Raw genomic sequence first — 24,369 nt, forward strand, 5'->3', positions numbered from 1 at the left:
GCCGGATATGCCCGCGGCCCTGGGCCGGACGCCGACGCTGGAACAGTACGACATCCGCATTGCGCGCGACGGCACCTGGTTCCACAATGGCGATCCGATCCGCCGAATCGAACTGGCGAAGCTGTTCTCCACCGTCCTCCGCCGTGAGGACGACGGCGATTACTGGCTGGTCACGCCGGTGGAGCGCGGCCGCATCGTGGTGGAGGACGCGCCGTTCGTCGCGGTGGAGATGACGGTGGCGGGCAGCGGGGCCGATCAGGTCCTGTCCTTCCGCACCAACCTCGACCACTGGGTGGAGGCCGGCCCCGAACATCCGATCCGCGTCGCCGTGAACCCTGAAACCGGGGAGCCGGCACCCTACATCGAAATCAGAAGCCGGCTGGAGGCGCTTATCCTGCGGCCCGTGTTCTACGACATGGTGGAGCGCAGCGAGACGCGCCGCACCGAAACCGGCGAGTCCGAGGTGGGTCTATGGAGCAACAAGGTCTTCTTCGCGCTGGGCAGGCTGCCTGGCGATTGAGCCTGGAGGAGGTCCGCCGGCGCTTCCCGGCGATGAACCCCGGCGAGACGTTCAGCGAGGCGTCCGATGAGATGTCCGATGATATGATTGACGCGGCGGTGGAGAACGCGGTCCGTTCGAACCGGATGGCGCCCCGGCATGCGGCCAAAATCCGCGGGGATCACGACCTGAACCCGGATCTGGGGCCGCCGGCGACGCTGCGCGAGGCGGCGGTGCTGGTCCCGCTGGTCGACCGGCCGGAGGAACTGACCGTCATCTTCACCCAGCGCACCGCGACGCTGAGCGCCCATGCCGGCCAGATCAGCTTCCCCGGCGGCCGGATGGAGCCGGAGGACGGCAGCCCGGAGGAAACCGCACTGCGCGAGACGGCGGAGGAGATCGGGCTGGAGCGCGGCCGGATCGAGATCGTCGGCAGGCTGGACACCTACGTCACGCGCACCGGATTCCGGGTGACGCCGGTGGTGGGGGTGGTGACGCCGCCCTTCATCCTGACGCCCGACCCGACCGAGGTGGCGGAGGTGTTCGAGGTGCCGCTGTCCTTCATCCTCGACCCGTCAAACCCGCAGCGCCACAGCCGCGAGTTCCTGGGCAAGCCGCGCTGGTTCTACGCCTTCCCCTATCCGCAGCGCTACATCTGGGGCGCCACCGCCGGCATGCTGGTGAACCTGCGCGACGTGCTGGGCGCTGCCGCGCGCGAGGCGGGGGAGGGCGGGGCGCCGTCGGGCGCACCTTGACCGGTGGCTGACGGTGGTGGATCGACCCTTGGGAATCGGATAGCGTCGCGCGCCATGACCGTCGCCGCACGCCTGTCCCCGCAGCCCTGGATGACCGCGCCCGAAAGCCGGGCGGTGTTCGCCGCCCTCGACGCCGGCGGCGCCGACGCGCGCTTCGTCGGCGGCTGCGTGCGCGACGCGTGGCTCGGCCGGCCGGTGAAGGACATCGACATAGCAACCCATGCGCCGCCGGAGCGGGTGATGGAGTTGCTGGATGCCGCCGGGATTCGCGTCATTCCGACCGGCATCGCCCATGGCACCGTCACCGCGCTGTGCGGCGGCAAGCCCTACGAGATCACCACGCTGCGGCGCGATGTCGAGACGGATGGCCGCCATGCCCGCGTCGAGTTCACCGACGATTGGGTAGAGGACGCCGCTCGCCGCGACCTGACCATGAACGCGCTGAGCTGCACGCCGGACGGCGCGATGTTCGACCCCTTCGGCGGTCTGGCCGACCTTGCCGCCGGCCGCGTCCGCTTCGTCGGCGAGGCGCGGCGGCGGATCGAGGAGGATGTGCTGCGCCTGCTGCGCTTCTTCCGCTTCCATGCCCATTATGGCCGCGGGGAACCCGATGCCGAGGCGATGGCCGCCTGCCGCGAGCTGGCGCCGCGCCTGCCGACGCTGTCCGGCGAGCGGGTGCGCGGCGAGTTGTTCCGCCTGCTGACGGCGCCCTGCGCGGCGGCGGTCTGGCGGCTGATGATGGGGCAGGGGATCATGGTCCACCTGCTGCCGGAGGCGATGGACACCGGCCGGCTGGACCGGCTGATCGCGGTGGAGCGCGACCTGGGCATCGTCCCCGATCCGACCCGGCGACTGGCCGCGGTGCTCGACAGCGACCGTCCGGGAGCGTTGCGCGCGGCGGAAGCACTCCGCCTGTCCAACCATGAGCGCGACCGGCTGCTGGCGCTGGTCGAGCCGCCGGTGGCGCTGTCGCCGTCCGACGACTGCAAGGCGCTGCGCAAAGGACTGTATCGTGTCGGTGATGGCGAGCTGTTCTGCGACCTGCTCCTGATTGCCGCCGCCATCCATGACGGCCCGCTCGACCTCACCGCAGTGCGCGCGGCGATGTCCGCGGCCGGCGACCTGCCGACTCTGCGCCTGCCGATTGCCGGCCGTGACCTGCTGGACCTCGGCATCCCGCGTGGCCCGGCCGTCGGCGAAACGCTGAAGCGGATCGAAGGCTGGTGGATCGCCGAGGATTTTCAGCCCGGCCGCGATGCGTGTCTGGAGATGGCGCGCGGCCTGATCGGGGGCTGCCATCCTGATCTCGGTCCGAAGGGAACACGAAAAACACATAAGGAAGATTATGGAAAACATTAAGGCGAGTTCCGACCGCACGGCTTATCCCTCGGTATCAATCGGCAGCGGAATGCAAGTTTAAGGAGAAGTTATAAAAAGCATTTCAGTATGATGCGAACTCCAATGCGCTCATACGGAGATGTCAGGCATGCCATCGCTATCACCCGCCATTATTCAATGGGGAATATCCAGCTATAGTGGATGGGGCGTCAACGGGCTCAACATCGTATTGAACTGGGTACGGGAGGGGCTGTACGCACCGGTATGCTCCCTACCGCTGCGAGGCGAAGAAATTTCCGTCTCTCCGATGGAACTGTCTATGCTCGCGGACTTCATTCGGAACTCCAATGCGTTCTGCGAACAACTGGCGCCGCATTCCGGACAGGAGATTTCCGTATCGGTCCCCGTGCTGCGCGGGCTGGGAAACAACTTGGCCGGCAGTAGATCAGTCGGACAGAACACCGTGATCGGCCGGCCGATGATCGGCGTCTGCTACCTTGAAGATACGGCATTCGATGCCGAAGTGCCGGAGCGGGCGAAACTCTACGACGGGATCGTCGCCGGTTCCACATTCGTGAAGCAAAGGCTGGCAGCGGCGGGCATTCCGTCGCGCGTCGTCCTGCAGGGCGTGGATCCCACCCATTTCCACCCTGCCCCGCGCTCCGGTTGGTTCAATGGCCGATTCACTGTTTTTTCCGGTGGAAAGCCGGAATTCCGCAAGGGACAAGACCTTGTGCTTGCCGCGTTCAGGGCCTTTGCCGAACGGCATTCCGACGCCCTTCTGCTGACGGCGTGGCACAGCCCATGGCCGCAATCAGCGAAAACGCTGGATGCGAATCCTATGCTGTCGCCAACGGTTTTCAAGGAAGACGGACGGTTCGACGTCATCGGCTGGGCTGTCGCCAATGGACTGCGTGCCGACCAGGTGTTCGATTTGGGACATGTGCCGAATGCCGATATGGCTCGCATCCTGCGCGAGGCCGACGTGGGCCTGTTCCCGAACCGGGGTGAAGGCGGCACCAACCTGGTCGCCATGGAATGCATGGCTTGCGGCGTTCCCGTAATCCTGTCGGCCAACACCGGGCATCTGGACTTGATCGGCCGGGACAACTGCTATGTTCTCAGCCGCCAGGCCGCGATCGACACACGCTACGGCGCCGAGGGTTGGGGCGAGTCCGATGTCGAGGAGATCGTGGAAAAGCTGGAAGCGGCCTACACCGACCGCAAACGCGCCGCCGAAATCGCTTCGGCAGGAGCGGCGGCCATGTCGCTCCTGACTTGGCAGAACTATGCGCACGGCGTCGCTGCCCTGGTGAAGGATTGTGATGGTTGAACCGCTCCGGAACGAGAATTCGATAGCAAGAACCGGATAGCCGGCCATGGCCCCTGTTCGCGATTTTCGCACCGTTCATCATGACGGAGAGCGGATATGGGACAACTCGCTGGAAAGATCGCAATCGTCACGGGCGCCAGTTCCGGGATCGGGCGCGAGGCTGCACTGCTGTTCGCGGAGCATGGCGCGAAGCTGGTGCTGGTGGCACGGCGGATCGGCGAACTGGAACGGCTGGCGCAGGAAATCCGGGACGGAGACGGCGAAGCGGCCGTGGTGGCCGGCGATGTCAGGGACGCCGATGTCGCGCGCGAAGCCGTTGCGGTCGCCACGCAGCGGTTCGGCGGGCTGGATATCGCCTTCAACAATGCCGGCATGACCGGCGCCCAGACCTCGATTCCGGACATGACCGCAGAGGCGTGGCATGAGGTGATCGACACCAACCTGACCAGCGCCTTTCATGCCGCCAAGCACCAGATTCCGGCGATGCTCGCCCGCGGCGGCGGATCGCTGATCTTCACTTCCACCTTCGTCGGCCATACGGTCGGCTTTCCGGGAATGGCCGCCTATGCGGCCGGCAAGGCCGGGCTGATCGGCTTGATGCGGGTCATCGCCGCCGAATACGGCCCCCAGGGGATCCGCGCCAACGCGCTGCTGCCGGGCGGCACCGACACGCCCATGGGCCGGGCGGTGTCGAACACGCCGGAGGCCCTGGCCTTCGTCCAGGGGCTTCATGCGCTGAAACGCCTCGCCACGCCGCGGGAGATCGCTCAGTCCGCGCTTTATCTGGCGTCGGACGCCTCCAGCTTCACCACCGGGACGGCACTGCTGGTGGATGGCGGGGTTTCCATCACCAGGACCTGACGGGCCACCAGGACCTGACGGGCTCGGGCCGACCGCCAGTCTTCGGCGGTCGGTCCTGTTGCTCCGCCCTACTCCGCCGCCTGTGGCCGCAGCGGTTGGACCACGTCGCCCTTCAGGTTCATCGCCTTGGCGAGCGCGTCGATGCGGCGCTGCACCGCTTCGCCGGCCGGTACGCTGCCGTCGTCGGGCAGGGTCAGCACGATGCGCCCGTCGCCCACCTTCAGGCTGGTCCGCTCCAGCAGCGCCGTGGCGCCGCCCGACAACGTGTGGGCAAGGCGGAGCGCCAGTCCCAGCACGAGCGCCTTCATCCCCTGCCCTTCCGTCACCAGGGTCCGCACCGGCGTGGTCAGCGGCACGTCGATGGTGCCCGAATAGCGGGCATGGGCGGCGAGCGCCAGGAAGGCGCGCTCGTCATGGTCGAGCGCCGGGAACGGGTAGCGCAGCACGCGCAGGAAGGCGTGCTCGGCCCGGTAATCGGGATGGTCGGCCCAGCCGACATCGCTCAGCAGGCAGGCGGCATGGCGCAGGCGGATGGCGTTGTCGTCCTCGCCGGCGAACAGCCCGGCGGTCCAGGACATCAGCAGCGCCGGGTCGCCCATCCGCACGAAGCGCCGCGCCCAGTCGGCGGCGGAGGCCATCAGCGGATCCTCCCGCTGGCCTTCCGGCGACAGCAGCGAATAGAGGTGGCCTTCGCGCAGGCCGTAGGCGGAGAACACCAGCTTCGACGGCTGGGCGATGCGCAGCAGCCGTTCCAGCACCAGCCCGGCGAAGGGCAGCGTGTCGAGCCGGCGGCGCGATCCCGCCATCTTCTCCAGCGACGAACGGCTCTGCCGGCCGATCAGCGCCGTGAAGTCCCGCGCGTCGGCGGACGGGATGGTGTAGTGGTGGATGATGTGCAGCGGATGGCCGGACTGCTCCATATGCAGCTTGGCGATGGCGCGCCAGCTTCCGCCGACCGGGTAGAAGGGCCGCCCCTTCATCGCCGGCAGCCAGGGCAGCGATTCCAGATGCTGGTCGATCAGCTTGGCCGGACCGCCCTTGGTCGCGCCGACCTCCATCAGCCGCAAGGGCCCGAGCGGCAGCGTCACCTGCTTGCCGATCACGCCGCGGTCGAGCGTCACCAGTTCCAGGCTGCCGCCGCCGAGATCGCCGACGAGGCCGTCGGCGCCCGGCGTGCCGGACAGCACGCCCATGGCGGACAGCCGCGCCTCCTCCTCCCCGCAGATGACGCGGACGGTCAGGCCGGCGCGGCGGCGGATGGCATCGACGAAGGCGGCGCCGTCGCGGGCGTCGCGCACGGCGGCGGTGGCGATCACGTCCAGCCGGCCCACCCGCATGCCCTGGGCCAGCGTGGCGAAGCGTTCCAGCGCGGCAAGACCCTGGGCCACGCCGTCGGGGTTCAGCAGGCCCGACTTCTCCACTCCGCGGCCGAGGCCGCACAGCACCTTCTCGTTGAACAGGGCGAGCGGTGAGCGGGTCAGCCCGTCATAGACGACGAGACGGATCGAGTTGGACCCGATGTCGATCACGCCGACGCGCTCCGCCATACCCCCGGCCGACGGATTCCAGATGGCGGAAACGTCGCCCGGAACGGCGGACGCGCGATTGTCCTTGCTCATACTCAGACTCCCGTCACCCGTCCTCAGGACACCGCGTGCAGCATGAGCCGCGGCGGCGTGCGCTTGCTGCTGAGCGCGCTGCCCCGGCCTGACAGGCTGGGGTTGGTCATGAAGTAATTATGGGCGCTGAATGCATCAGGGCCAGCCTTGACACGATGGTACACGCCATCGGGGCCGAGCTTCCAGGTGCTTGCGTCGTCCTTCATGTTGGCGACCATGATCTGGTCCAGCACCTGCTCATGCACCGTCGGGTTCTCGATGGGGACGAGGGTCTCGATTCGGCGGTCGAGGTTGCGGGTCATCCAGTCTGCCGAGGAGATGAAGATCTTGGCCTGGTTGCTGGGCAGGCCGTGGCCGTTGCCGAAGCAGATGACGCGGCCATGCTCCAGGAAGCGGCCGACGATGCTGCGCACCCGGATATTCTCCGACAGCCCCTTCACCCCCGGCCGCAGGCAGCAGATGCCGCGGATGATCATGTCGATCTGCACCCCGGCCTGGGACGCCTTGTACAGCTTGTCGATGATGACCGGATCGACCAGGGAGTTCAGCTTCACCCAGATCGCGGCCGGACGGCCGGCGGCGGCATGGGCGATCTCCGCCTCGATCAGGTCGGACAGGCGCTGGCGCAGGGTGATCGGCGCGATGGCGATCTTCTCCAGCACCTTGGGCGTGGCGTAGCCGGTCATGAAGTTGAACATGACGGCGGCGTCGTGGCACAGCGCCGGGTCGCAGGTGAAGAAGGACAGGTCGGTGTAGACCTTCGCCGTGATCGGGTGGTAGTTGCCGGTCCCGAAATGGACGTAGCTGCGCAGCGCCTTCTTCTCGCGCCGCACCACCAGCGACACCTTCGCGTGCGTCTTCAGATCGACGAAGCCGTAGACCACCTGCGCGCCGGCGCGTTCCAGGTCGCGCGCCCAGCGGATGTTGGCCTCCTCGTCGAAGCGGGCCTTCAGCTCCACCAGAGCGGTCACCGACTTGCCGGCCTCCGCCGCCTCGATCAGGGCGGCGACGATGGGGCTGTCCTTGCTGGTGCGGTACAGCGTCTGCTTGATCGCCACCACCTGCGGGTCGCGCGCCGCCTGCCGGATGAACTGCACCACCACGTCGAAGGATTCGTAGGGGTGGTGGACGACGATGTCCTTGTGGCGGATCGCCGCGAAGCAGTCGCCGCCGAAATCGCGGATCCGCTCGGGGAAGCGGGCGTTGAAGGGGCGGAAGACCAGATCCGGCCGCTCGTCCACGATCAGCAGCTTGGTGTCGGTCAGGCCGATCAGCCCGTCCAGGATGAAGACGTCGTCCGACGCGACGTTCAGCTCATGGCGCAGGAATTCGCGCAGGTCGGCGGCCATGCCGCTGTCGGTGGCCAGCCGGATGACGCTGCCGCGGCGGCGGCGCTTCAGCGCGCTTTCGAAGGTGCGGACCAGATCCTCCGCCTCTTCCTCGATCTCGATCTCGCTGTCGCGCAGGACGCGGAAGACGCCGTGCGCCTTGACCTGGAACGGAGGGAACAGGCGGTCGATGAACTGCATCACCACCTTTTCCAGCTGGATGAAGCGGATGTCCGAGCCGGGCAGGCGCAGGAAACGCTCCAGCTGCGAGGGCAGCGGCACCAGCGCGTCGATGTGCCGGCCCTTCACCGGATCGTGCAGCTGCAGCGCCAGCGAGAATCCCAGGTTGGGCAGGAACGGGAAGGGATGGGCCGGGTCGACCGCAATGGGCGTCAGGATCGGGAAGATGTCGTCGAGGAACTTGGCCTCCAGCCAGTCCAGTTCGCCCTCGCTGAGATCGGCCGGATCGACGACGGAGATGCCGGCCTCGCGCAGCTCTTCCTTCAGCGAGCGCCACATGGTCTGCTGGCTGTCCATCAGCGCGGCGATGCGCTGCTTGACGGCGGTCAGCTGCTGGGCGGGCGTGAGATTCTCCGGGCTGGGCGCCTTCACGCCGGCGGCCACCTGCCCTTTCAGGCCGGCGACGCGGACCATGTAGAATTCGTCCAGGTTGCTGGCGGAGATCGACAGGAAGCGCAGCCGCTCCAGCAGCGGGTGGTTCGGATTGGCGGCCTCGTCCAGGACGCGCTGGTTGAAGGCCAGCCACGACAGCTCCCGATTGATGAAGCGTTCCGGAGCGTTGGGCTCGATGCCAACCGACTCGAGTTCCTGGAGATGCGTCACGTCAACCTCTGAAATCTTGGGACCCCGTATGCCCCGGCCCGCAATGCGGCGCCTCGGGCAACCGTTATATGGTGGGCAGACAGAGTATCCCATATGCGTTACGGTTTCAGGACTCCCATTTGGTCATCTCCCACCCCGTCCATTCCCCCTCGCCCGCCCCGGGGCCGGCCCAAACCGACCGAATCCCGCCATGAAGACGCTGTTCCTGCTGCGCCACGCCAAATCCTCCTGGGACGATCCGTCGCTGGGCGACCATGACCGTCCCCTGAACGCCCGCGGAGAGAAGGCGGCGACGCTGGTCGGCGGCTATCTCGCCAAGCACCATGCGCACATCGACCTCGTGCTGTGCTCCACCGCCGTGCGGGCGGTGGAAACGCGCAAGCGGGTGATGGCGGCGATGGGGCCCCCTACCCGCCGGTGGAGCATGAGCGCGGCCTGTATCTGTGCGGCGCCCGCACGCTGCTGGAGCGGCTGCGCGACGTACCGGATTCGGCGACCGGCCTGATGCTGGTGGCCCACAATCCGGATCTGCACGAGCTTGCCAACGCGCTGACCGGCAGCGGCGACCATGGCCTGCGCCATGATCTTGCCGACAAATTCCCGACCGGCGCCTGCGCCGTGCTGGTCTTCGAGACGCTGCAGTGGGCCGACCTGGAGCTTGGCGCCGGCCGGCTGGCGGATTTTGTGCAGCCGCGTAAACTCTCTTAACCTGCGGCGGCGGTTGGAGTATCCACGGAACCACCTGTTCAATTCCAGGCCGCCTCGGCCGGATTCGGGAGGATGCCGACCCTTGCCACCCGCCATTCCGCCCGCCAGCCCGTCCGCCGTCCCCGATGCGCAGCCCTCCACCCCCGCCTTCCGCGAGGTGGAGCTTAAGCTCCATGCCGCATCGGCGGATCTGGCGCGGGTCGCCTCGCTGCCGGCGCTGCTGGCGCTGGCCGACGGGCCGGCGGAGACGCGGCGCGTACGCACCGCCTATTTCGACACGCCGAACCTGAAGCTGGCGGCCAACGGCGTGGCGTTGCGCGTGCGGCAGGAGGGCGACCGCTTCGTCCAGACCCTGAAGACCGTCAACAGCGCCAGCCCCGGCGATTCCGCCGCGGTGGCGGTGCGGCGGGAGTGGGACTGGACCGTCGCGGGCGAGGCGGTGGACCGCGGCGTGCTGACCGATCCCGGAGTCGCCGGGCTGGTGCCGGCTGCGGCGCTCGACGATCTGGACTGCCTGTTCATCACCGATTTCCGCCGCACCACCCTGCTGCTGCGCCCCGATCCGCTGACGGCGGTGGAGATGGCGGTGGATGACGGGCGGGTCTATGCCGGCGGCAATTCGCTGCCGATCAGCGAGGTGGAACTGGAGCTGAAGGCGGGGAAGGTAGCCAGCCTGTTCGATCTGGCGCTGACCCTGCAGGCTGCCATCCCCATGCGCATCGGCACCGAAAGCAAGGCGGAGGCCGGGCTTCGTCTGGTCACCGGCAGGGCGCCGGCGCCGGTGGAAGCGGAGCCGCTGGGCCTCTCGCCGCTGACCACGGTGGCGGAGGCCTACCGCCACATCCTGCGCCACGCGCTGCGCCAGTTCCTCGCCAACGAGGCTTGTGCGCTCGGCGGCGGCGACGTGGAGGGGCTGCACCGCATGCGCGTCGCGCTGCGCCGGCTGCGCATCGCCCACCGGCTGTTCGCGCCGCTGATCGCGTCACCGGAGGCCGACCGGCTGGTGGAGGAAAGCCGGGCGCTGGCGAAGCGGCTGGGGCCGGCGCGGGGGTGGGACGTGCTGATGTCCGGCGTGATCGATCCGCTTCTGGCCGATTCCGCGGCGCTGCCGGGCATCGACCGCGCGGCGCTGGACCGGCTGGCGACCCTCGCCCGTTCCGCCGGGGCCGGTCCGGCGCGGGAGGCGGTGGCGGCGATCCTGGCGCCCGGCTGCACCACCATGGTCCTGGCATTGGGCGCGTGGCTGGAGCATGGCCGCTGGATGTCGGAGGCCGAGGGCGACCGCCGTGCCATGCTGTCGGCGCCGGTCGGCACGCTGGCCGGCGGCTGGCTGTCGGCCCGCATGGCGAAGCTCGGCAAGGCGGCAAAGCCGCCGGAGGATGCCAAGGCGCGCGACAAGCTGCGCCGCCGGCTGCGCAGCCTGCGCTACACCGCCGACTTCTTCCGCGGCCTGTATCCGGAGGCCGCCGCCCTGCCCTTCTTCGCCGCGCTGGAGCCGCTGCAGGCGGCGCTGGACGCCGAACAGGACGCCGTCACCGGCGCCCGCATGCTGGCCGGACTGAAGGGTGCGGACCCGAAGACGGCCGCCGCCGTCGCCGCCTGGATCGAGCGCCAGTCGGACAAGCGGCGCAAGGCGCTGCCCGAGTTGTGGAAGCGCTTCCGCGCCGTGCCGCCCTTCTGGTCATGACGGACCCGCGCCGCGCGCCGGTGGCAATGGCGCGCTCGGCGCATATATCGTCAGCCGGCCGGCGGCCGGCGGTTCCGCAGGGGACTGCACGAGGCGGTCCGTTTTTCGTCATGCGTCTCGGCAGCTTGCCGCTTTCCATCCGGATAAGCTTCGGGTAAAAGAACACTCCATGAACAAGTATATCAGCGTCCGCGGCGCGCGGGAACACAACCTGAAGAACGTCGATGTGGATCTGCCGCGCGACGAGCTGATCGTCATCACCGGCCTATCGGGATCGGGCAAGTCGTCGCTCGCCTTCGACACGATCTATGCCGAGGGGCAGCGGCGCTATGTGGAGAGCCTGTCGGCTTACGCGCGCCAGTTCCTAGAGCTGATGCAGAAGCCGGACGTCGATTCGATCGAGGGGCTGTCGCCGGCCATCTCCATCGAACAGAAGACGACGTCGAAGAATCCTCGGTCCACCGTCGGCACGGTGACGGAGATCTACGACTACATGCGCCTGCTGTGGGCGCGGGTCGGCATTCCCTATTCGCCGGCCACCGGCCTGCCCATCGAAAGCCAGACGGTCAGCCAGATGGTCGACCGCATCATGGCGATGCCCGAGGGCACGCGCCTGCTGCTGCTGGCCCCCTTCGTCCGCGGCCGCAAGGGCGAGTACAAGAAGGAAATCCAGGACTTGCGCAAGCGCGGCTTCCAGCGCGTGCGGGTCGACGGCACGATGTACGAGATCGACGAGGTGCCGGCGCTCAACAAAAAGCTGAAGCACGACATCGAGGTGGTGGTCGACCGCATCGTGGTGCGCGAAGGGTTGGGCAACCGTCTGGCCGATTCGCTGGAGACCGCGCTGGGGCTCGCCGACGGCATCGTCTGGGTCGAGAATGCCGAGACCAACGAGCAGACCGTCTTCTCGCAGAAATTCGCCTGCCCGGTCAGCGGTTTCACCATTCCGGAGATCGAGCCGCGGCTGTTCTCCTTCAACAACCCGTTCGGCGCCTGCCCGGCCTGCGACGGTCTGGGCAGCAAGATCTATTTCGACCCGATGCTGGTGGTGCCGGACGAACGGCTGACTCTCGCCAAGGGCGCCGTCGCGCCGTGGGCCGGGTCGACCTCCAAATATTACGACCAGACGCTTGAGAGCATCTGCGAGCATTTCGGCGCATCGATGACCACGCCCTGGCAGGATCTGCCGGAAAAGGTGCGCCAGACCATCCTGTTCGGCTCAGGCGGGTCGGCCATCACCATGACTTACGACGACGGACTGCGGCGCTACCAGACCAACAAGGCGTTCGAGGGCATCGTCAACAATCTGGAACGGCGCTTCCGCGAGACGGACAGCGCCTGGACCCGCGACGAGCTTTCGAAATATCAGTCCTCTCAGCCCTGCGAAGTCTGCAAGGGCGCTCGCCTGAAGCCGGAAGCGCTGGCGGTCAAGGTCCGCGGCCGCAACATCTCGGAGGCGGCGGAACTGTCCATCGCCGGAGCCGGTGCTTGGTTCAGCGAGCTGAACGAGCATCTGCGACCGAAGGATCGGGAGATCGCCTACCGCATCCTGAAGGAGATCAACGAGCGCCTCGGTTTCCTCAACGCGGTCGGCCTCGAATATCTGACGCTCAGCCGAGGGTCGGGCACGCTGTCCGGCGGCGAGAGCCAGCGGATCCGCTTGGCCTCGCAGATCGGCTCCGGCCTGACCGGCGTGCTGTATGTGCTGGACGAGCCGTCCATCGGCCTGCACCAGCGCGACAACGATCGGCTGCTGGAAACGCTGAAGCGGCTACGCGACATCGGCAACACGGTGGTCGTCGTCGAGCATGACGAGGACGCCATCCGCAGCGCCGACTATCTGGTCGACATGGGTCCCGGCGCCGGCCAGCATGGCGGCACCGTCATCGCCCAGGGCCGGCCTGAAGAGGTTCAGAAGAACCCCAACAGCATCACCGCCCAGTATCTGAACGGCACCCGCTTCGTGCCCGTGCCCGATACCCGCCGACCCGGCCATCCCGGCCAGTTCCTTGAGGTTCAGGGCGCGCGTGCCAACAACCTGCAGAACGTTTCGACAAAAATTCCACTCGGCACCTTCACCTGCGTGACCGGCGTGTCGGGCGGCGGCAAGTCGACGCTGATCATCGAGACGCTGTACAAGGCGGTGGCCCGCAAGCTGATGGGGGCGCGGGAACATCCGGCCGAGCATGACGCGGTGCTGGGTCTGGAGCATCTGGACAAAGTCATCGACATCGACCAGTCGCCGATCGGCCGTACTCCGCGCTCCAATCCCGCGACCTACACCGGGGCCTTCACGCCGATCCGCGATTGGTTCGCCGGACTGCCTGAATCGAAGGCGCGCGGCTACGGCCCCGGCCGCTTCTCCTTCAACGTGAAGGGTGGACGTTGCGAGGCCTGCCAGGGCGACGGCGTCATCAAGATCGAGATGCACTTCCTGCCCGACGTCTACGTCACCTGCGACGTCTGCCACGGCAAGCGCTACAACCGCGAGACGCTGGAGGTCACCTATCGCGACAAGACCATCGCCGACGTGCTGGACATGACGGTCGAGGAGGGCAAGGAGTTCTTCAAGGCGGTGCCCGGCATCCGCGACAAGATGGATACGCTGGAGCGCGTCGGCCTCGGCTACATCCACATCGGGCAGGCGGCGACCACCCTGTCCGGCGGCGAGGCGCAGCGCGTCAAGCTGTCCAAGGAACTGAGCCGTCGCGCCACCGGGCGCACGCTGTACATCCTCGATGAGCCGACCACCGGCCTGCATTTCGCCGACGTGGAGAAGCTGATGGAGGTGCTGCATGCGCTGGTCGACCAGGGCAACACGGTGCTGGTGATCGAGCACAATCTGGAGGTCATCAAGACCGCCGACTGGATCATCGACCTGGGGCCGGAGGGCGGCACCGGCGGCGGCGAGATCGTCGCCGAAGGCACTCCGGAGGATGTCGCGACGGTGGAGCGCAGCTACACCGGCCGCTACCTCGCCCCCTACCTGAAGGCGAAGCCGGCAGTGCGGAAATCGGCAACCCGAAAGAGGGCGTGAACAAACGCAAGCTGCGCCGTGTTCTCCCCTGCAGAGTTCGCACTGCATGGGAGATGGGAGCATGAAGACGATTCTGACCGGTGTCGGCGCCGCCCTGGGCGCCGCGCTGTTGCTGGCGGCCTGCGGCTCCGACGGCACCACCACCAGCACGACGACCACGACGACCACCACGCCCAGCTACGGCTCGACCACCGCGGCCCCGGCCCCGACCGGTTCCACGACCATCGAGCGCAGCACGACGACCAAGAGCGAGTGAGCGCTCGCTCGACGACACGGTTCTGATTGACTCCTGATCGACTTGCGGCCGGCCTTCCCTGTGGAGGCCGGCCGATCTGTGTTGGGATGCCGCCGTTTGAGGACTGTCGTTTTGGGAAGAGACAGCCTAGATTGCGCGCAAATCATCCGCAGTCTTTTGTCTGGAACATCGTCTCAATGACCGACACCCTTCGCCCCGTCCACGTCATCGGCGGCGGTCTCGCCGGATCGGAAGCCGCCTGGCAGCTCGCCTCGCGCGGCGTGCCCGTCGTGCTGCACGAGATGCGGCCGGTCCGCAAGACCGAGGCCCACGATACCGACAAGCTGGCGGAGCTGGTCTGCTCCAACTCCTTCCGGTCGGACGACGCCGAATACAACGCGGTGGGGCTGCTGCATGAGGAGATGCGGCGCTGCGGCTCGCTGATCCTGCGCTGCGCCGATGCCCACAAGGTGCCGGCCGGCGGCGCGCTGGCCATGGACCGCGACGGCTTCGCCGATGCGGTGACGGAGGCCATCGCCAGCCACCCGCTCATCACCCTCCAGCGCGAGGAGGTCGCCGGCCTGCCGCCGGAGGAGTGGGACAGCGTCATCGTCGCCACCGGCCCCCTCACCTCCCCCGCCCTGGCCGATGCCGTGCGCGACCACACCGGCGAGGAATCGCTGGCCTTCTTCGACGCCATCGCCCCCATCGTCTATCTGGAGAGCATCGACCTGTCGAAGGCGTGGTTCCAGTCGCGCTACGACAAGCCCGGCCCCGGCGGCACCGGCAAGGACTACATCAACTGCGCCTTCGAGAAGGACGAGTACCGCGCCTTCATCGCCGCCCTGATCGAGGGCGAGAAGCTCGACTTCAAGGAGTGGGAGAAGAACACCCCCTACTTCGAAGGCTGCCTGCCGATCGAGGTGATGGCCGAACGCGGCGTCGACACCCTGCGCTACGGTCCGATGAAGCCGGTGGGCCTGACCAACCCGCACAAGCCGGAACGCCGCCCCTATGCGGTGGTCCAGCTGCGCCAGGACAATGCGCTGGGCACGCTCTACAACCTCGTCGGCTTCCAGACCAAGCTGCGCCACGCCGAACAGGCGCGCATCTTCCGCATGATCCCCGGGCTGGAGAATGCCGAGTTCGCCCGGCTGGGCGGCATGCACCGCAACACCTTCCTCAACAGCCCCCGCCTGCTGGACGGCGCCCTGCGGCTGAAGTCGCTGCCCCGCCTGCGCTTCGCCGGGCAGGTCACCGGCTGCGAGGGCTATGTGGAGAGTGCTGCCGTCGGTCTGCTCGCCGGCCGTTTCGCCGCGGCGGAGCGGCTGGGCCAGGAGATCGCCAGGCCGCCGGTCACCACGGCGCTCGGCGCCATCCTCGGCCACATCACCGGTGGGGCGGAGGCGGAGACCTACCAGCCGATGAACGTTAATTTCGGCCTGTTCCCGCCGGTGGACGACAAGATCCGCGGCCGCGACCGCAAGCTGGCCTACACCCGCCGGGCGCTTGCCGACCTGGATGGCTGGCTGAAGGACTGACGGGCCTGAAGGCGCGCGGGCGTCAGTAGCGCCCGCGCATCGCCGCCCAGCCCAGCCGCAGTTGCCGGAACGGGTTGGGCAGCAGCACGCGCGGGGCGAACACGTCGTTGCCCTCCCGCGCGATCACGCCGAGATGCAGGTCGGCCAGCGTCGCCGGCAGCAGCGCCGGCACCGCCGCCTTCGGCACATCCCGGCGCAGGGCGCGCGCCTCGGCCAGATGCCGGCGCGCCACGTCGGCGATCTCGCCCACCACCGGCCGCAGTTCCGGCGCGGAGCGGCCGGCGAACAGGTCCTCGCTTTTCGCGCCATGGCGCTGCATCAGGTCCTCCGGCAGGCGCTGGCGATGCTGGCGGGCCAGGAAGGGGGCGGCGCGCAGGATGCCGGCAAGGGCATAGGCGATCCCGACATGGCGCCCGGCCGCCATTGCCGCCTCGTCGCGCACGCCGAGAATCTCCAACGCGAGTTGCACCAGCGGCGCCCCGGTCACCTCGGCATAGTTGACGAGGCAGGTCAGGTCGGCCGGCGGCGTGTCGTCCAGGTCGGCTTCGCGCGCGTCGATCAGCCGGTCGAACAGGGCCCGGCTCAGCCCCAGCCCGCGGGCGGCCTCGGCCAGCGGGTCCATCACGCCATGGCGGGGTACGGGTCCATCCTCATAGACGGCCTCTATGCCGTCGCGCCAGAATTGAAGCCGCATCTGGCCCAGGATCGGTTCGCTGACGACCTCACGGGTCTTCGCGATCTCCAGGTTGAAGGCGTAGAGGGCGAACATCGCCTCTCGCCTGTCGGCGGGAACGAACAGACCTGCCAGAAAGTGGTCGTTGTCATATTTCCGAACCTCCCGTCCGCAATAGGACAGGTCGGTCGCAGCCTTCACCATGGGATGCCTGATTGGAAAAAGAGGGGAGGATCAGAGGAAGGACGGGCCAAAGCCTGTTGCCACGCCTATATGAAGCACACAAGGTCGCATCGCCAGCCCCGACGCGCAGCAGGCAGGGATCCCATGACGGATTTCAACATCGCCCCGACGAAGACCCGCAAGACCGGCCCGGTCGCCCGCAAGGACGAGACGGGGGAGAATTTCCCGGTCGCTTCCCGCCTGATCCCGAAACACCTGCGCCCGCATGTGATCGCCTTCTACCGCTTCGTGCGGCTGGCCGACGACATCGCCGACGATCCCGATCTCGAACCCGAGACCAAGCTGGCCTATCTGGAGGCGCTTGAACGGGCGCTGACCTCCGGCCAAGCCAAGCACGCCTACCTGAAGCCGGCGACCGAGCTGCGCGAGAGCCTGCAGAAGACCGGCGTCAGCGACCGCCACGCCCGGCAGGTGCTGCGCGCCTTCCGCCGCGACGCGGTCGGCGCCCGCTGCCACAGCTGGAGCGACCTGCTGCTCTACTGCCGCTTCTCCGCCAACCCGGTCGGCCGCTATCTGCTGGAGCTGCATGGCGAGGGGGTAGCCGCCGGGCCGGCCTCCGACGCGCTCTGCTCCGCCCTGCAGGTGCTGAACCACCTGCAGGACGCGCGGGAGGACTGGACCCAGCTCGGCCGCTGCTACATCCCGCTGGTCTGGTTCGACGATGCCGGGATCAGCGTCGAGCGTATGGTGGAGTGCGAAAGCGACGTCCGCATGCGCGCCATCTTCGATCAGGCGCTGGAGCATACCGATCGGCTGCTGGAACGGGCCGCCGCCCTGCCCGGCCTGATCCAGCACCGTGGGCTGCGGATGGAGGCGGCGGTGATCCTGAGCCTCGCCGAATCGCTGTCGCGGCGGCTGAAGGCGCGCGACCCGATGAAGGCGCGGGTGACGCTGGGCGCGCATCACAAGCTCGCGGCGGTGGCGCGGGGGCTGGCGCGGAGCTTCTCCGCCGCATAAACTCCGGGGCCACACGTCACGACGTGCACCGCCAGGCACGTCCCCGCGTGCAATGCCCAGGATGCGACAGATGACCCCTCCGCCGCTGGAGACGGCCCCGCTGGAACCGGTGTCCACGACAGTGCCGGACAAGAAGGCTCCCGATACGGCATCGGCCGTCACTGCCAAATCGGGCAGCACCTTCTACTGGCCGATGCGTCTGCTGCCCGCGTCCAAGCGGGCGGCGATGTTCGCCATCTATGCCTTCTGCCGCCGCATCGACGACATCGCCGACGAGCCGGGAGAGCCGGCCGACAAGCGTGCGGCGCTCGACGTCTGGCGCCGGGATATCCGCGACCTCTATGTCGGCGGCGCGCCCAACGGCCCGCTGACCGCCGCGCTGAAGGGCGCCATCGAACGCTACGGCCTGCCGAGGACGGAGTTCGAGGCGCTGATCGACGGCATGGCGATGGATGTGGCGGGAGAGGCGTCCGGCGGTATGCGCGCGCCCGATCTCGATGCCCTGCGCCTCTATTGCCGCCGCGTCGCCGGCGCCGTCGGCATGCTGGCGATCCGCGTCTTCGACCGCGCCGATCCCGCCACAGAACGCTTCGCCCTGGCGCTGGGCGAGGCCCTGCAGCTGACCAACATCCTGCGCGATCTGGCCGAGGACGCCGAACTCGGCCGGCTCTACCTGCCGCGCGAACTGCTGCTGGCCGCTGGCATCACCGCCGACCGGCCGGCGGAGGTGCTGGCCCACCCCGCCCTGCCCCGTGCCTGCGAGGCGCTGGCGGACCTCGCGGAGACCCGCTTCGCCGAGGCGCGGGCGGCGATCGGCGGACAGGCGCGGGGCTCGCTCTGGGCGGCGACGGCGATGATGGTGCTGTATCACCGGCTGCTGCGGCGCCTGCGCGCGGCCGGTTGGCGCGACCTGAACGCCCGCGTCCGGGTCGGGCGGCGGGAGAGCGCCTGGGTCGCGGTGCGCTGCATGCTCGGCTTTCCGCCGGCCACCTGAATGACCGCAGCCCAGACCGTCCATGTGATCGGCGCCGGGCTGGCCGGGCTGGCTGCCGCCGTCCGGCTGGCGGAGGCCGGCCGGCGCGTGGTGGTGTATGAGCAGGCCCCGCAGGCCGGCGGACGCTGTCGCAGCTTCCACGACGCCACGCTGGGCCGCTCCATTGACAACGGCAGCCATATGGTGCTCAGCGGCAATCGGGATCTTCTCGACTATGCCCGGCGCACCGGCGGCGCCGATGCCCTGGAGGAGGTCCGCCCGGCGGCCTTCCCCTTCCTGGACCTGCGCGACGGCGCCACCTGGACCTTGCGGCCGGGCGGGCTGTGGCTGTTCGATCCGGCGCGTCGGGTTCCGGGAAGCCGGCCGCTGGACTATCTCGCCGCCCTGCGCACCCTGACCGCCCGCAAGGACCAGTCGGTCGCCGATCGCCTGCGGCCCGACGGCCGGCTGTTCGAGCCGCTGTGGCGCCCGCTGGCGGTCTCCGCCCTCAACGGACCGGTGGAGCGGGTCTCGGCCCGCCTCTTCGGTGCGGTCCTGCGCGAGACGCTGCTGCGCGGCGAGGCGGCTTGCCGCCCGGTTCTGGCACCGCGCGGCCTGTCCGCCGCCTTCGTCGATCCGGCGTTGGCCCGGCTGCGGGCGGCGGGAGCCACCCTGCATCTCGGCGCACGGGTGGACGGGCTGAGCTTCGACGGCGACCGCGTGACCGGCTTCTCCGCCGGCGGCAGTGCGGTGACGCTCGGCCCGGCCGATGCGGTGATCGTCGCCGCGCCGGCCTGGGCGGCGGAGCGGCTGGTGCCCGGCCTGACCGCGCCGCCGCCGGGCGCGGCCATCGTCAACCTGCATGTCCGGCTGGACGGCCCGGTGCGGCTGCCCGGCGGCCTGCCCTTCCTGGGATTGGTTGGCGGAACGGCGGAGTGGCTGTTCGCCCGCGACGACCTGCTGTCCATCACCGTCAGCGACGCCGACGCGCTGGCCGGGCTTCCGGCCGAGGAAGCCGCCACGACGCTCTGGGCGGAGGTCGCCCCGCGGCTCGGCCTGGAGCCGCGACTCGGGGGCCGATTCGGCCCTTCCGCGTGGTGAAGGAGCGGCGGGCGACGCCCGACCAGTCGCCCGACTCGGTCGCACGCCGGCCGGGACCGCGCACGCGCTGGCGCCACCTGACGCTGGCCGGAGACTGGACGGAAACGGGGCTTCCAGCCACGTTGGAGGCCGCCGTACGCTCGGGAAACCGGGCGGCGGAGGCCGCTTTGTCGAACGGAAATAACCCTATACGTCGCTTGAGACCGTTTCCGGCCTTCACAAGCTTCCGTCATCGGCCTATTTGGACGGACGGAGGTGCCGTGCTCGCAAGGCCCGGCCCGGAAGGACAATCAAAGAAGAGAGGGTGAATTAAAATGGCGTTCGAACTTCCGCCGCTTCCGTATGCGTACGACGCTCTGGCTCCGTACATCTCGTCGGAGACGCTGCACCTGCACCACGACAAGCACCACCAGACCTACGTCACCAACCTGAACAACCTGACCAAGGACACCCCCCTGGCCGACGCCAGCCTGGAAGAGGTCATCAAGGCCTCGGCCGGCGACGCCTCCAAGGTCGGCATCTTCAACAACGCCGCCCAGGTGTGGAACCACACCTTCTTCTGGCAGTGCCTGAAGAAGGATGGCGGCAAGATGCCGGCGGCCCTGGAGCAGCGCATCGTCGCCGACTTCGGCAGCGTCGAGAAGTTCAAGGAAGAGCTGACCCAGGCCGCCCTGACCCAGTTCGGTTCCGGCTGGGCCTGGCTGTACCTGGACGGCGACAAGCTGAAGATCGGCAAGACCGGCAACGCCGACACCCCGCTGGCGCACGGCCACAAGCCGCTGTTCACCATCGACGTGTGGGAGCATGCCTACTACGTCGACTTCCAGAACCGCCGCGCCGACTTCGTGAAGGCCGTCATCGACAACCTCGCCAACTGGGACTTCGCCGCCGAGCAGCTGGCCGCGTGATCCTTCCCGTCGAAGGTTGAAAAAGCAAAGGCGCCCGAAAGGGCGCCTTTGTCGTTTCCGGAACCGTGTCCTGCTTCTAAACCGGCAACATCGCCGCAGCCACCCGCCGACCTTCGGCCAGCAGGACGTTGTAGGTCCGGCAGACGGCGCGGCTGTCCATCGGCTCCACCACAATCCCCTGCTCGCGCAGGCTCTGGCGAAGCGCCTTCGGGATTATCTTCATGGTCGGGCCGGTGCCGAGCAGAAGGATCTCCACCTTCGGATCGGCGGCCAGCACCATGGCGAAGTCCTCCAGGGTCAGGGAGGCGGCGTCGGTCGCCTCCCACGCCTGGGTGCGGTCGGGCAGCACGACGACCGCGCCGACCCGCCATTGGCCGGAGACGCAGAACTGCCCCGGACCGTAGCCGTCGATGACCTGACGGTCGGACGGGATCATCGGCATGATGTCGGCCATGCTGCCCTCTCCTTACGTCTGTCGCCCGGCGTTACGGCGTGGTCGCCGGAGTGTTGCCCGGCGCCGCATCGGTCGGGTTGCCGCGCCGCAGGCGGTTCTCGCCGAGGAACAGCAAGATGGGTGCCGCGATGAACACGGACGAGCTGGTCGCAAGGATAACGCCGAAGATCAGCACGATGCCGAAGTCCTGCAGGGCCTCGCCACCGAACAGCGCCAGCGGGATGATCGACAGCAGCGTACAGACAGAGGTGCCGACCGTGCGGTTCAGCGTCTCGTTGATCGACAGGTCGATCAGGTCGCGCAGCGGCATCTTCTTGTAGATGCGCAGATTCTCGCGCATGCGGTCATAGACCACGACCTTGTCGTTCACAGAATAGCCCATGACCGTCAGGATCGCCGCCACCGCCGTCAGATTGAACTGCATGTCGGTGATGGCGTAGAAGCCGATGATCTTGGTGATGTCCAGCAACAGCGTCACCACGGCGCCGAAGCCGAACTGCCATTCGAAGCGGAACCAGATGTAGACCAGCATCGCCACCATGGCGAGGCCGAGCGCCAGCATGCCGTTGGCGAACAGCTCGCCGCTGACCGACGCGCCGACGGCTTCGACGCGGCGCACCTGGGTGCCGGGGACGGCTTCGGCCAGCGTGTTGCGCACCTTGTCGGCGGCAACCTGCTGGGCGGCATCGTCGCCGGGCTGGCGTTCCAGGCGGATCAGCACGTCCTGGGGCGACCCGAACTCCTGCAGCGCCACCTGCCCCATGCCGAGGCCGGACAGGGTATGGCGCAGCGAGGCGAAATCCGCGGCCTGCGGCGTGCGCGCTTCGATGACGATGCCGCCGCGGAAGTCGATGCCGTAATTCAGGCCGGGATGGAAGAACAGGATGACCGACGCGATGGACAGAACCGCCGACACGACGAGGCCGGCGATGCGGCCGTTCATGAAGGGGATCTTGGTGTTGTCGGGGACGAGGCGGAGATGGAACATCGGAAGACCTCTCAGACCGGCAACACGGCCGGACGCGTCCGGCGCAGCCACGTCACCATCATCAGGCGCACCAGCACCGTGGCGGTGAACATGGAGATGAGGATGCCGAAGGTGATGGTGACGGCGAAGCCCTTGATGGCGCCGGTGCCGAAGATGAACAGCAGCGCCATCTTGATGGCCGTCGTCAGGTTGGAGTCGACGATCGTGCTGTAGGCGCGGCTGAAGCCGGCCTCCATCGATGCGAAGACGCCCCGGCCCTTCTTCGTCTCCTCACGGATGCGCTCGTTGATCAGGATGTTGGCGTCAACGGCAAGACCCAGAGACAGCAGGATGCCGGCGATGCCCGGCAGCGTCAGCGTGGCCTGCAGCAGCGACAGCGCCGCCAGCGTCAGCACGATGTTGACGAACAGCGCGAAGCAGGCGAAGGCGCCGAACAGCCCATAGCACGCGATCATGTAGACGCAGACCATGGCGAAGCCGACGGCGACGGAGGTCAGGCCGGCGCGGATCGAGTCGGCGCCCAGGTCGGGACCGACGGTCCGCTCCTCGATCACCTTCAGCGGAGCCGGCAGGGCGCCGGCGCGCAGCAGCACGGCGAGGTCGTTGGCGTTGGCGGCGGTGAAGTTGCCGCTGATCTGGCCGCGTCCGCCGGTGATCGGCTCGCGGATCACGGGCGCGCTGATCACCTTGTTGTCGAGCACGATGGCGAAGGGCCGGCCGACATTCTGCCGGGTCACTTCGGCGAAGCGGTTGGCGCCCGCGGTGTTGAACTCGAAGTTCACCACCCATTCGCCGGTCTGCGGGTTGGTGCCGGCGGACGCGTTCTGCAGCGTGGCGCCGTCGACCTCGACCTTCTTGCGGATGACGTATTTCGACTGGTAGCGGTCGCCCTCGGTGGACGGCAGGATCTCCGATCCCGGAGGGGCGCGGCCGCTGTTGGGGTCGGCGTTCACGTCGACCAGCCGGAAGGTCATCTTGGCCGTGGTGCCGAGCAGGCGCTTGATCCGGTCGGGATCCTCCACGCCGGGCAGCTGGACCAGGATGCGGTCGGTGCCCTGGCGGGCGATGGTCGGCTCGTTCACGCCGGTCTCGTCGATGCGGCGGCGGACGATCTCGATCGACTGCTCGATGGCCTGGGTGGCGCGGTCGCGCAGCGCGACCTCGCTCAGCGCCACGGTCACCGTGCCGCCGTCGACCGACACGGTCAGGTCAGGCTGCCCGCCGCCCAGCGCCGTACCGCCCACCGGGGTGGCGAGCTGGCGGAGCGCCTTCACGGCCGCATCGGCCTGGGCCGGGTCGCGCAGCTGGACGGTCACGGCGCGATCGCCGGCGTTCAGCGCGGTGTAGCCGACATTGGCGGTGCGCAGCTGCTGCCGGGCGCCGTCGACCAGCCCTTCCACCCGGTCGCGGATGACGGTGGCCATGTCGACCTCGAGCAACAGATGCGATCCGCCGCGCAGGTCGAGGCCAAGCGACACCTTGCTGTTCGCATACCAGGACGGCAGCGCCGCCAGCGTGTCACGGCCCAGGAAGTTGGGCAGCATCATGATGAAGCCGGCGATGCAGGTCGCCAGGATCAGGTAAATCTTCCAGCGCGAAAAATAGAGCATGCGTCACTCGAATCCGATCAGACACCCAAGCCGGGACGGCCGGTCCGCCGCGGTCATGCGGCGGCCGGCCGGTCCGGATGGGAAGCGCCTTCGGGCTGGCCCGCGTGAGAGGAACCCGGCTGCGGCTTACTTGCGGCCGAACAGCTTGCCGATGCCGCCGGCGGCGGGAGCGTCGGCCGGCTTGGCCTCGCCTTCCGCGGTGGTGGCGGCCGGGGTGGCGTCGCCGCCGGACTTGCCGGCCGGCTCGGTCTTGGCCAGAACGAGGTTCACGGTGGAGCGCAGGCAGCGCACGCGCACGTTCTCGGCGATTTCGACGGTCAGTTCGTCGTCGGCGACCTTGGTGACGACGCCGATGATGCCGCCGCCGGTCACGACGCGGTCGCCGCGGCGGATGGCCGCCAGCATGGCCTTATGCTCTTTCATCTTCTTCTGCTGCGGGCGGATCAGCAGGAAGTAGAAGACGACGAAGATCAGGATCAGCGGCAGAAACTGGACGAGCATGTCACCGCCGCCGCCAGCCGGCGCCGCCGTCTGTGCATAAGCCGTCGAAACGAACATCTGGAAGCTCCTTACAGGTTTGGTCTCGGCACCGGATCGGCGTTCCGCCGGGACGCCGCGACTATAAACGCCCATGACCGGGATGCAATGGTGATGCGCCACAATCCGCGGGTCCGCCAC

The 24,369-nt window shown here is 68.3% G+C and carries 23 protein-coding genes; 16 read left to right on the plus strand and 7 right to left on the minus strand.

The window, feature by feature from the left end; all coding sequences use genetic code 11:
• The first annotated feature begins 7 nt into the window (after positions 1-7).
• From AB8P05_RS01960 to AB8P05_RS01980, 5 genes are all read left to right on the plus strand, one after another.
• Positions 8-520: a DUF1285 domain-containing protein gene (locus tag AB8P05_RS01960; RefSeq protein WP_472758588.1), complete on the plus strand. Its 513-nt coding sequence runs from the start codon at positions 8-10 to the stop codon at positions 518-520.
• A 71-nt stretch (positions 521-591) separates the two neighbouring features.
• A complete protein-coding gene (locus tag AB8P05_RS01965; RefSeq protein WP_472758589.1) occupies positions 592-1,254 on the plus strand; it encodes a CoA pyrophosphatase in 663 nt (220 codons plus the stop codon).
• 54 nt (positions 1,255-1,308) lie between these two features.
• Positions 1,309-2,613, plus strand: coding sequence for a CCA tRNA nucleotidyltransferase (locus tag AB8P05_RS01970; protein WP_472758590.1), 1,305 nt, complete (start codon positions 1,309-1,311; stop codon positions 2,611-2,613).
• Between the two features lie 127 nt (positions 2,614-2,740).
• On the plus strand, positions 2,741-3,925 hold the full coding sequence (locus tag AB8P05_RS01975) for a glycosyltransferase family 4 protein (protein ID WP_472758591.1): 1,185 nt from the start codon (positions 2,741-2,743) through the stop codon (positions 3,923-3,925).
• Between the two features lie 96 nt (positions 3,926-4,021).
• Positions 4,022-4,786: an SDR family oxidoreductase gene (locus AB8P05_RS01980; RefSeq protein ID WP_472758592.1), complete on the plus strand. Its 765-nt coding sequence runs from the start codon at positions 4,022-4,024 to the stop codon at positions 4,784-4,786.
• A 68-nt stretch (positions 4,787-4,854) separates the two neighbouring features.
• Here the strand turns inward: AB8P05_RS01980 and AB8P05_RS01985 are convergent, their stop codons facing one another.
• On the minus strand, positions 4,855-6,405 hold the full coding sequence (locus tag AB8P05_RS01985; protein WP_472758593.1) for a Ppx/GppA family phosphatase: 1,551 nt from the start codon (positions 6,403-6,405) through the stop codon (positions 4,855-4,857).
• A gap of 23 nt (positions 6,406-6,428) precedes the next feature.
• Positions 6,429-8,576, minus strand: a complete 2,148-nt coding sequence (locus tag AB8P05_RS01990; RefSeq protein ID WP_472758594.1) for an RNA degradosome polyphosphate kinase — start codon at positions 8,574-8,576, stop codon at positions 6,429-6,431.
• Between the two features lie 190 nt (positions 8,577-8,766).
• On the opposite strand from AB8P05_RS01990, the gene AB8P05_RS01995 reads away from it, so the two are divergent.
• From AB8P05_RS01995 to trmFO, 6 genes are all read left to right on the plus strand, one after another.
• Entirely contained in the window at positions 8,767-9,081 is a 315-nt protein-coding gene (locus AB8P05_RS01995) for a SixA phosphatase family protein (protein WP_472758595.1), read from the plus strand.
• The gene (locus AB8P05_RS02000) at positions 9,081-9,284 is read left to right on the plus strand and encodes a hypothetical protein (protein WP_472758596.1); all 204 of its coding nucleotides are present in this window, start codon (positions 9,081-9,083) and stop codon (positions 9,282-9,284) included. The genes AB8P05_RS01995 and AB8P05_RS02000 overlap by 1 nt, the downstream gene beginning before the upstream one ends.
• 82 nt (positions 9,285-9,366) lie before the next feature.
• A complete protein-coding gene (locus AB8P05_RS02005) occupies positions 9,367-10,971 on the plus strand; it encodes a CYTH and CHAD domain-containing protein (protein WP_472758597.1) in 1,605 nt (534 codons plus the stop codon).
• A 169-nt stretch (positions 10,972-11,140) separates the two neighbouring features.
• The gene (gene uvrA / locus AB8P05_RS02010; RefSeq protein WP_472758598.1) at positions 11,141-14,008 is read left to right on the plus strand and encodes an excinuclease ABC subunit UvrA; all 2,868 of its coding nucleotides are present in this window, start codon (positions 11,141-11,143) and stop codon (positions 14,006-14,008) included.
• A gap of 61 nt (positions 14,009-14,069) precedes the next feature.
• The gene (locus AB8P05_RS02015; RefSeq protein ID WP_455171646.1) at positions 14,070-14,264 is read left to right on the plus strand and encodes a hypothetical protein; all 195 of its coding nucleotides are present in this window, start codon (positions 14,070-14,072) and stop codon (positions 14,262-14,264) included.
• Positions 14,265-14,440: 176 nt separating this feature from the next.
• Positions 14,441-15,784, plus strand: a complete 1,344-nt coding sequence (trmFO, locus tag AB8P05_RS02020; protein ID WP_472758599.1) for a methylenetetrahydrofolate--tRNA-(uracil(54)-C(5))-methyltransferase (FADH(2)-oxidizing) TrmFO — start codon at positions 14,441-14,443, stop codon at positions 15,782-15,784.
• A 22-nt stretch (positions 15,785-15,806) separates the two neighbouring features.
• Here trmFO and AB8P05_RS02025 read toward each other — a convergent pair whose 3' ends face one another.
• Positions 15,807-16,661, minus strand: a complete 855-nt coding sequence (locus tag AB8P05_RS02025; RefSeq protein ID WP_472758600.1) for a phytoene/squalene synthase family protein — start codon at positions 16,659-16,661, stop codon at positions 15,807-15,809.
• A gap of 123 nt (positions 16,662-16,784) precedes the next feature.
• Here AB8P05_RS02025 and AB8P05_RS02030 point away from each other — a divergent pair, with 123 nt between their 5' ends.
• The 5 genes from AB8P05_RS02030 (at position 16,785) to AB8P05_RS02050 (ending at position 20,639) form a co-directional block, all read left to right on the plus strand.
• Entirely contained in the window at positions 16,785-17,657 is an 873-nt protein-coding gene (locus tag AB8P05_RS02030) for a squalene/phytoene synthase family protein (protein ID WP_455171651.1), read from the plus strand.
• Positions 17,658-17,727: 70 nt separating this feature from the next.
• Positions 17,728-18,651: a presqualene diphosphate synthase HpnD gene (hpnD, locus tag AB8P05_RS02035; RefSeq protein ID WP_472758601.1), complete on the plus strand. Its 924-nt coding sequence runs from the start codon at positions 17,728-17,730 to the stop codon at positions 18,649-18,651.
• Positions 18,652-19,731 carry a hydroxysqualene dehydroxylase gene (locus AB8P05_RS02040; RefSeq protein WP_472758602.1) on the plus strand — a complete coding sequence of 360 codons (1,080 nt, stop codon included), beginning with the start codon at positions 18,652-18,654 and terminating at the stop codon, positions 19,729-19,731.
• On the plus strand, positions 19,728-20,039 hold the full coding sequence (locus AB8P05_RS02045; protein ID WP_472759302.1) for an FAD-dependent oxidoreductase: 312 nt from the start codon (positions 19,728-19,730) through the stop codon (positions 20,037-20,039). The genes AB8P05_RS02040 and AB8P05_RS02045 overlap by 4 nt, the downstream gene beginning before the upstream one ends.
• 6 nt (positions 20,040-20,045) lie before the next feature.
• The gene (locus tag AB8P05_RS02050) at positions 20,046-20,639 is read left to right on the plus strand and encodes a superoxide dismutase (protein ID WP_063634414.1); all 594 of its coding nucleotides are present in this window, start codon (positions 20,046-20,048) and stop codon (positions 20,637-20,639) included.
• 76 nt (positions 20,640-20,715) lie between these two features.
• On the opposite strand, the gene AB8P05_RS02055 is transcribed toward AB8P05_RS02050, so the two are convergent.
• The 4 genes from AB8P05_RS02055 to yajC form a co-directional block, all read right to left on the minus strand.
• Entirely contained in the window at positions 20,716-21,093 is a 378-nt protein-coding gene (locus AB8P05_RS02055; protein WP_472758603.1) for an Mth938-like domain-containing protein, read from the minus strand.
• 31 nt (positions 21,094-21,124) lie between these two features.
• Positions 21,125-22,081, minus strand: coding sequence for a protein translocase subunit SecF (secF, locus tag AB8P05_RS02060; RefSeq protein ID WP_455171655.1), 957 nt, complete (start codon positions 22,079-22,081; stop codon positions 21,125-21,127).
• Between the two features lie 11 nt (positions 22,082-22,092).
• Positions 22,093-23,691: a protein translocase subunit SecD gene (gene secD, locus AB8P05_RS02065; RefSeq protein WP_472758604.1), complete on the minus strand. Its 1,599-nt coding sequence runs from the start codon at positions 23,689-23,691 to the stop codon at positions 22,093-22,095.
• 126 nt (positions 23,692-23,817) lie between these two features.
• Positions 23,818-24,249 (minus strand): preprotein translocase subunit YajC, encoded by a 432-nt coding sequence (gene yajC / locus AB8P05_RS02070; RefSeq protein WP_472758605.1) that lies wholly within the window; start codon positions 24,247-24,249, stop codon positions 23,818-23,820.
• Positions 24,250-24,369 lie beyond the last annotated feature (120 nt).

It is taken from the genome of Azospirillum sp. VT-I1 (assembly GCF_055698305.1).

Excerpts from the sequence above, each read along its gene's own strand:
- AB8P05_RS01960 (WP_472758588.1), top strand. The coding sequence starts at position 8 with ATGCCCGCGGCCCTGGGCCGGACGCCGACGCTGGAACAGTACGACATC.
- AB8P05_RS01965 (WP_472758589.1), top strand. The coding sequence starts at position 592 with ATGTCCGATGATATGATTGACGCGGCGGTGGAGAACGCGGTCCGTTCG.
- AB8P05_RS01970 (WP_472758590.1), top strand. The coding sequence starts at position 1,309 with ATGACCGTCGCCGCACGCCTGTCCCCGCAGCCCTGGATGACCGCGCCC.
- AB8P05_RS01975 (WP_472758591.1), top strand. The coding sequence starts at position 2,741 with ATGCCATCGCTATCACCCGCCATTATTCAATGGGGAATATCCAGCTAT.
- AB8P05_RS01980 (WP_472758592.1), top strand. The coding sequence starts at position 4,022 with ATGGGACAACTCGCTGGAAAGATCGCAATCGTCACGGGCGCCAGTTCC.
- AB8P05_RS01985 (WP_472758593.1), bottom strand. The coding sequence starts at position 6,405 with ATGAGCAAGGACAATCGCGCGTCCGCCGTTCCGGGCGACGTTTCCGCC.
- AB8P05_RS01995 (WP_472758595.1), top strand. The coding sequence starts at position 8,767 with ATGAAGACGCTGTTCCTGCTGCGCCACGCCAAATCCTCCTGGGACGAT.
- AB8P05_RS02000 (WP_472758596.1), top strand. The coding sequence starts at position 9,081 with ATGCTGGTGGCCCACAATCCGGATCTGCACGAGCTTGCCAACGCGCTG.
- uvrA (WP_472758598.1), top strand. The coding sequence starts at position 11,141 with ATGAACAAGTATATCAGCGTCCGCGGCGCGCGGGAACACAACCTGAAG.
- AB8P05_RS02015 (WP_455171646.1), top strand. The coding sequence starts at position 14,070 with ATGAAGACGATTCTGACCGGTGTCGGCGCCGCCCTGGGCGCCGCGCTG.
- trmFO (WP_472758599.1), top strand. The coding sequence starts at position 14,441 with ATGACCGACACCCTTCGCCCCGTCCACGTCATCGGCGGCGGTCTCGCC.
- AB8P05_RS02025 (WP_472758600.1), bottom strand. The coding sequence starts at position 16,661 with ATGGTGAAGGCTGCGACCGACCTGTCCTATTGCGGACGGGAGGTTCGG.
- AB8P05_RS02030 (WP_455171651.1), top strand. The coding sequence starts at position 16,785 with ATGACGGATTTCAACATCGCCCCGACGAAGACCCGCAAGACCGGCCCG.
- hpnD (WP_472758601.1), top strand. The coding sequence starts at position 17,728 with ATGACCCCTCCGCCGCTGGAGACGGCCCCGCTGGAACCGGTGTCCACG.
- AB8P05_RS02040 (WP_472758602.1), top strand. The coding sequence starts at position 18,652 with ATGACCGCAGCCCAGACCGTCCATGTGATCGGCGCCGGGCTGGCCGGG.
- AB8P05_RS02050 (WP_063634414.1), top strand. The coding sequence starts at position 20,046 with ATGGCGTTCGAACTTCCGCCGCTTCCGTATGCGTACGACGCTCTGGCT.
- AB8P05_RS02055 (WP_472758603.1), bottom strand. The coding sequence starts at position 21,093 with ATGGCCGACATCATGCCGATGATCCCGTCCGACCGTCAGGTCATCGAC.
- secF (WP_455171655.1), bottom strand. The coding sequence starts at position 22,081 with ATGTTCCATCTCCGCCTCGTCCCCGACAACACCAAGATCCCCTTCATG.
- secD (WP_472758604.1), bottom strand. The coding sequence starts at position 23,691 with ATGCTCTATTTTTCGCGCTGGAAGATTTACCTGATCCTGGCGACCTGC.
- yajC (WP_472758605.1), bottom strand. The coding sequence starts at position 24,249 with ATGTTCGTTTCGACGGCTTATGCACAGACGGCGGCGCCGGCTGGCGGC.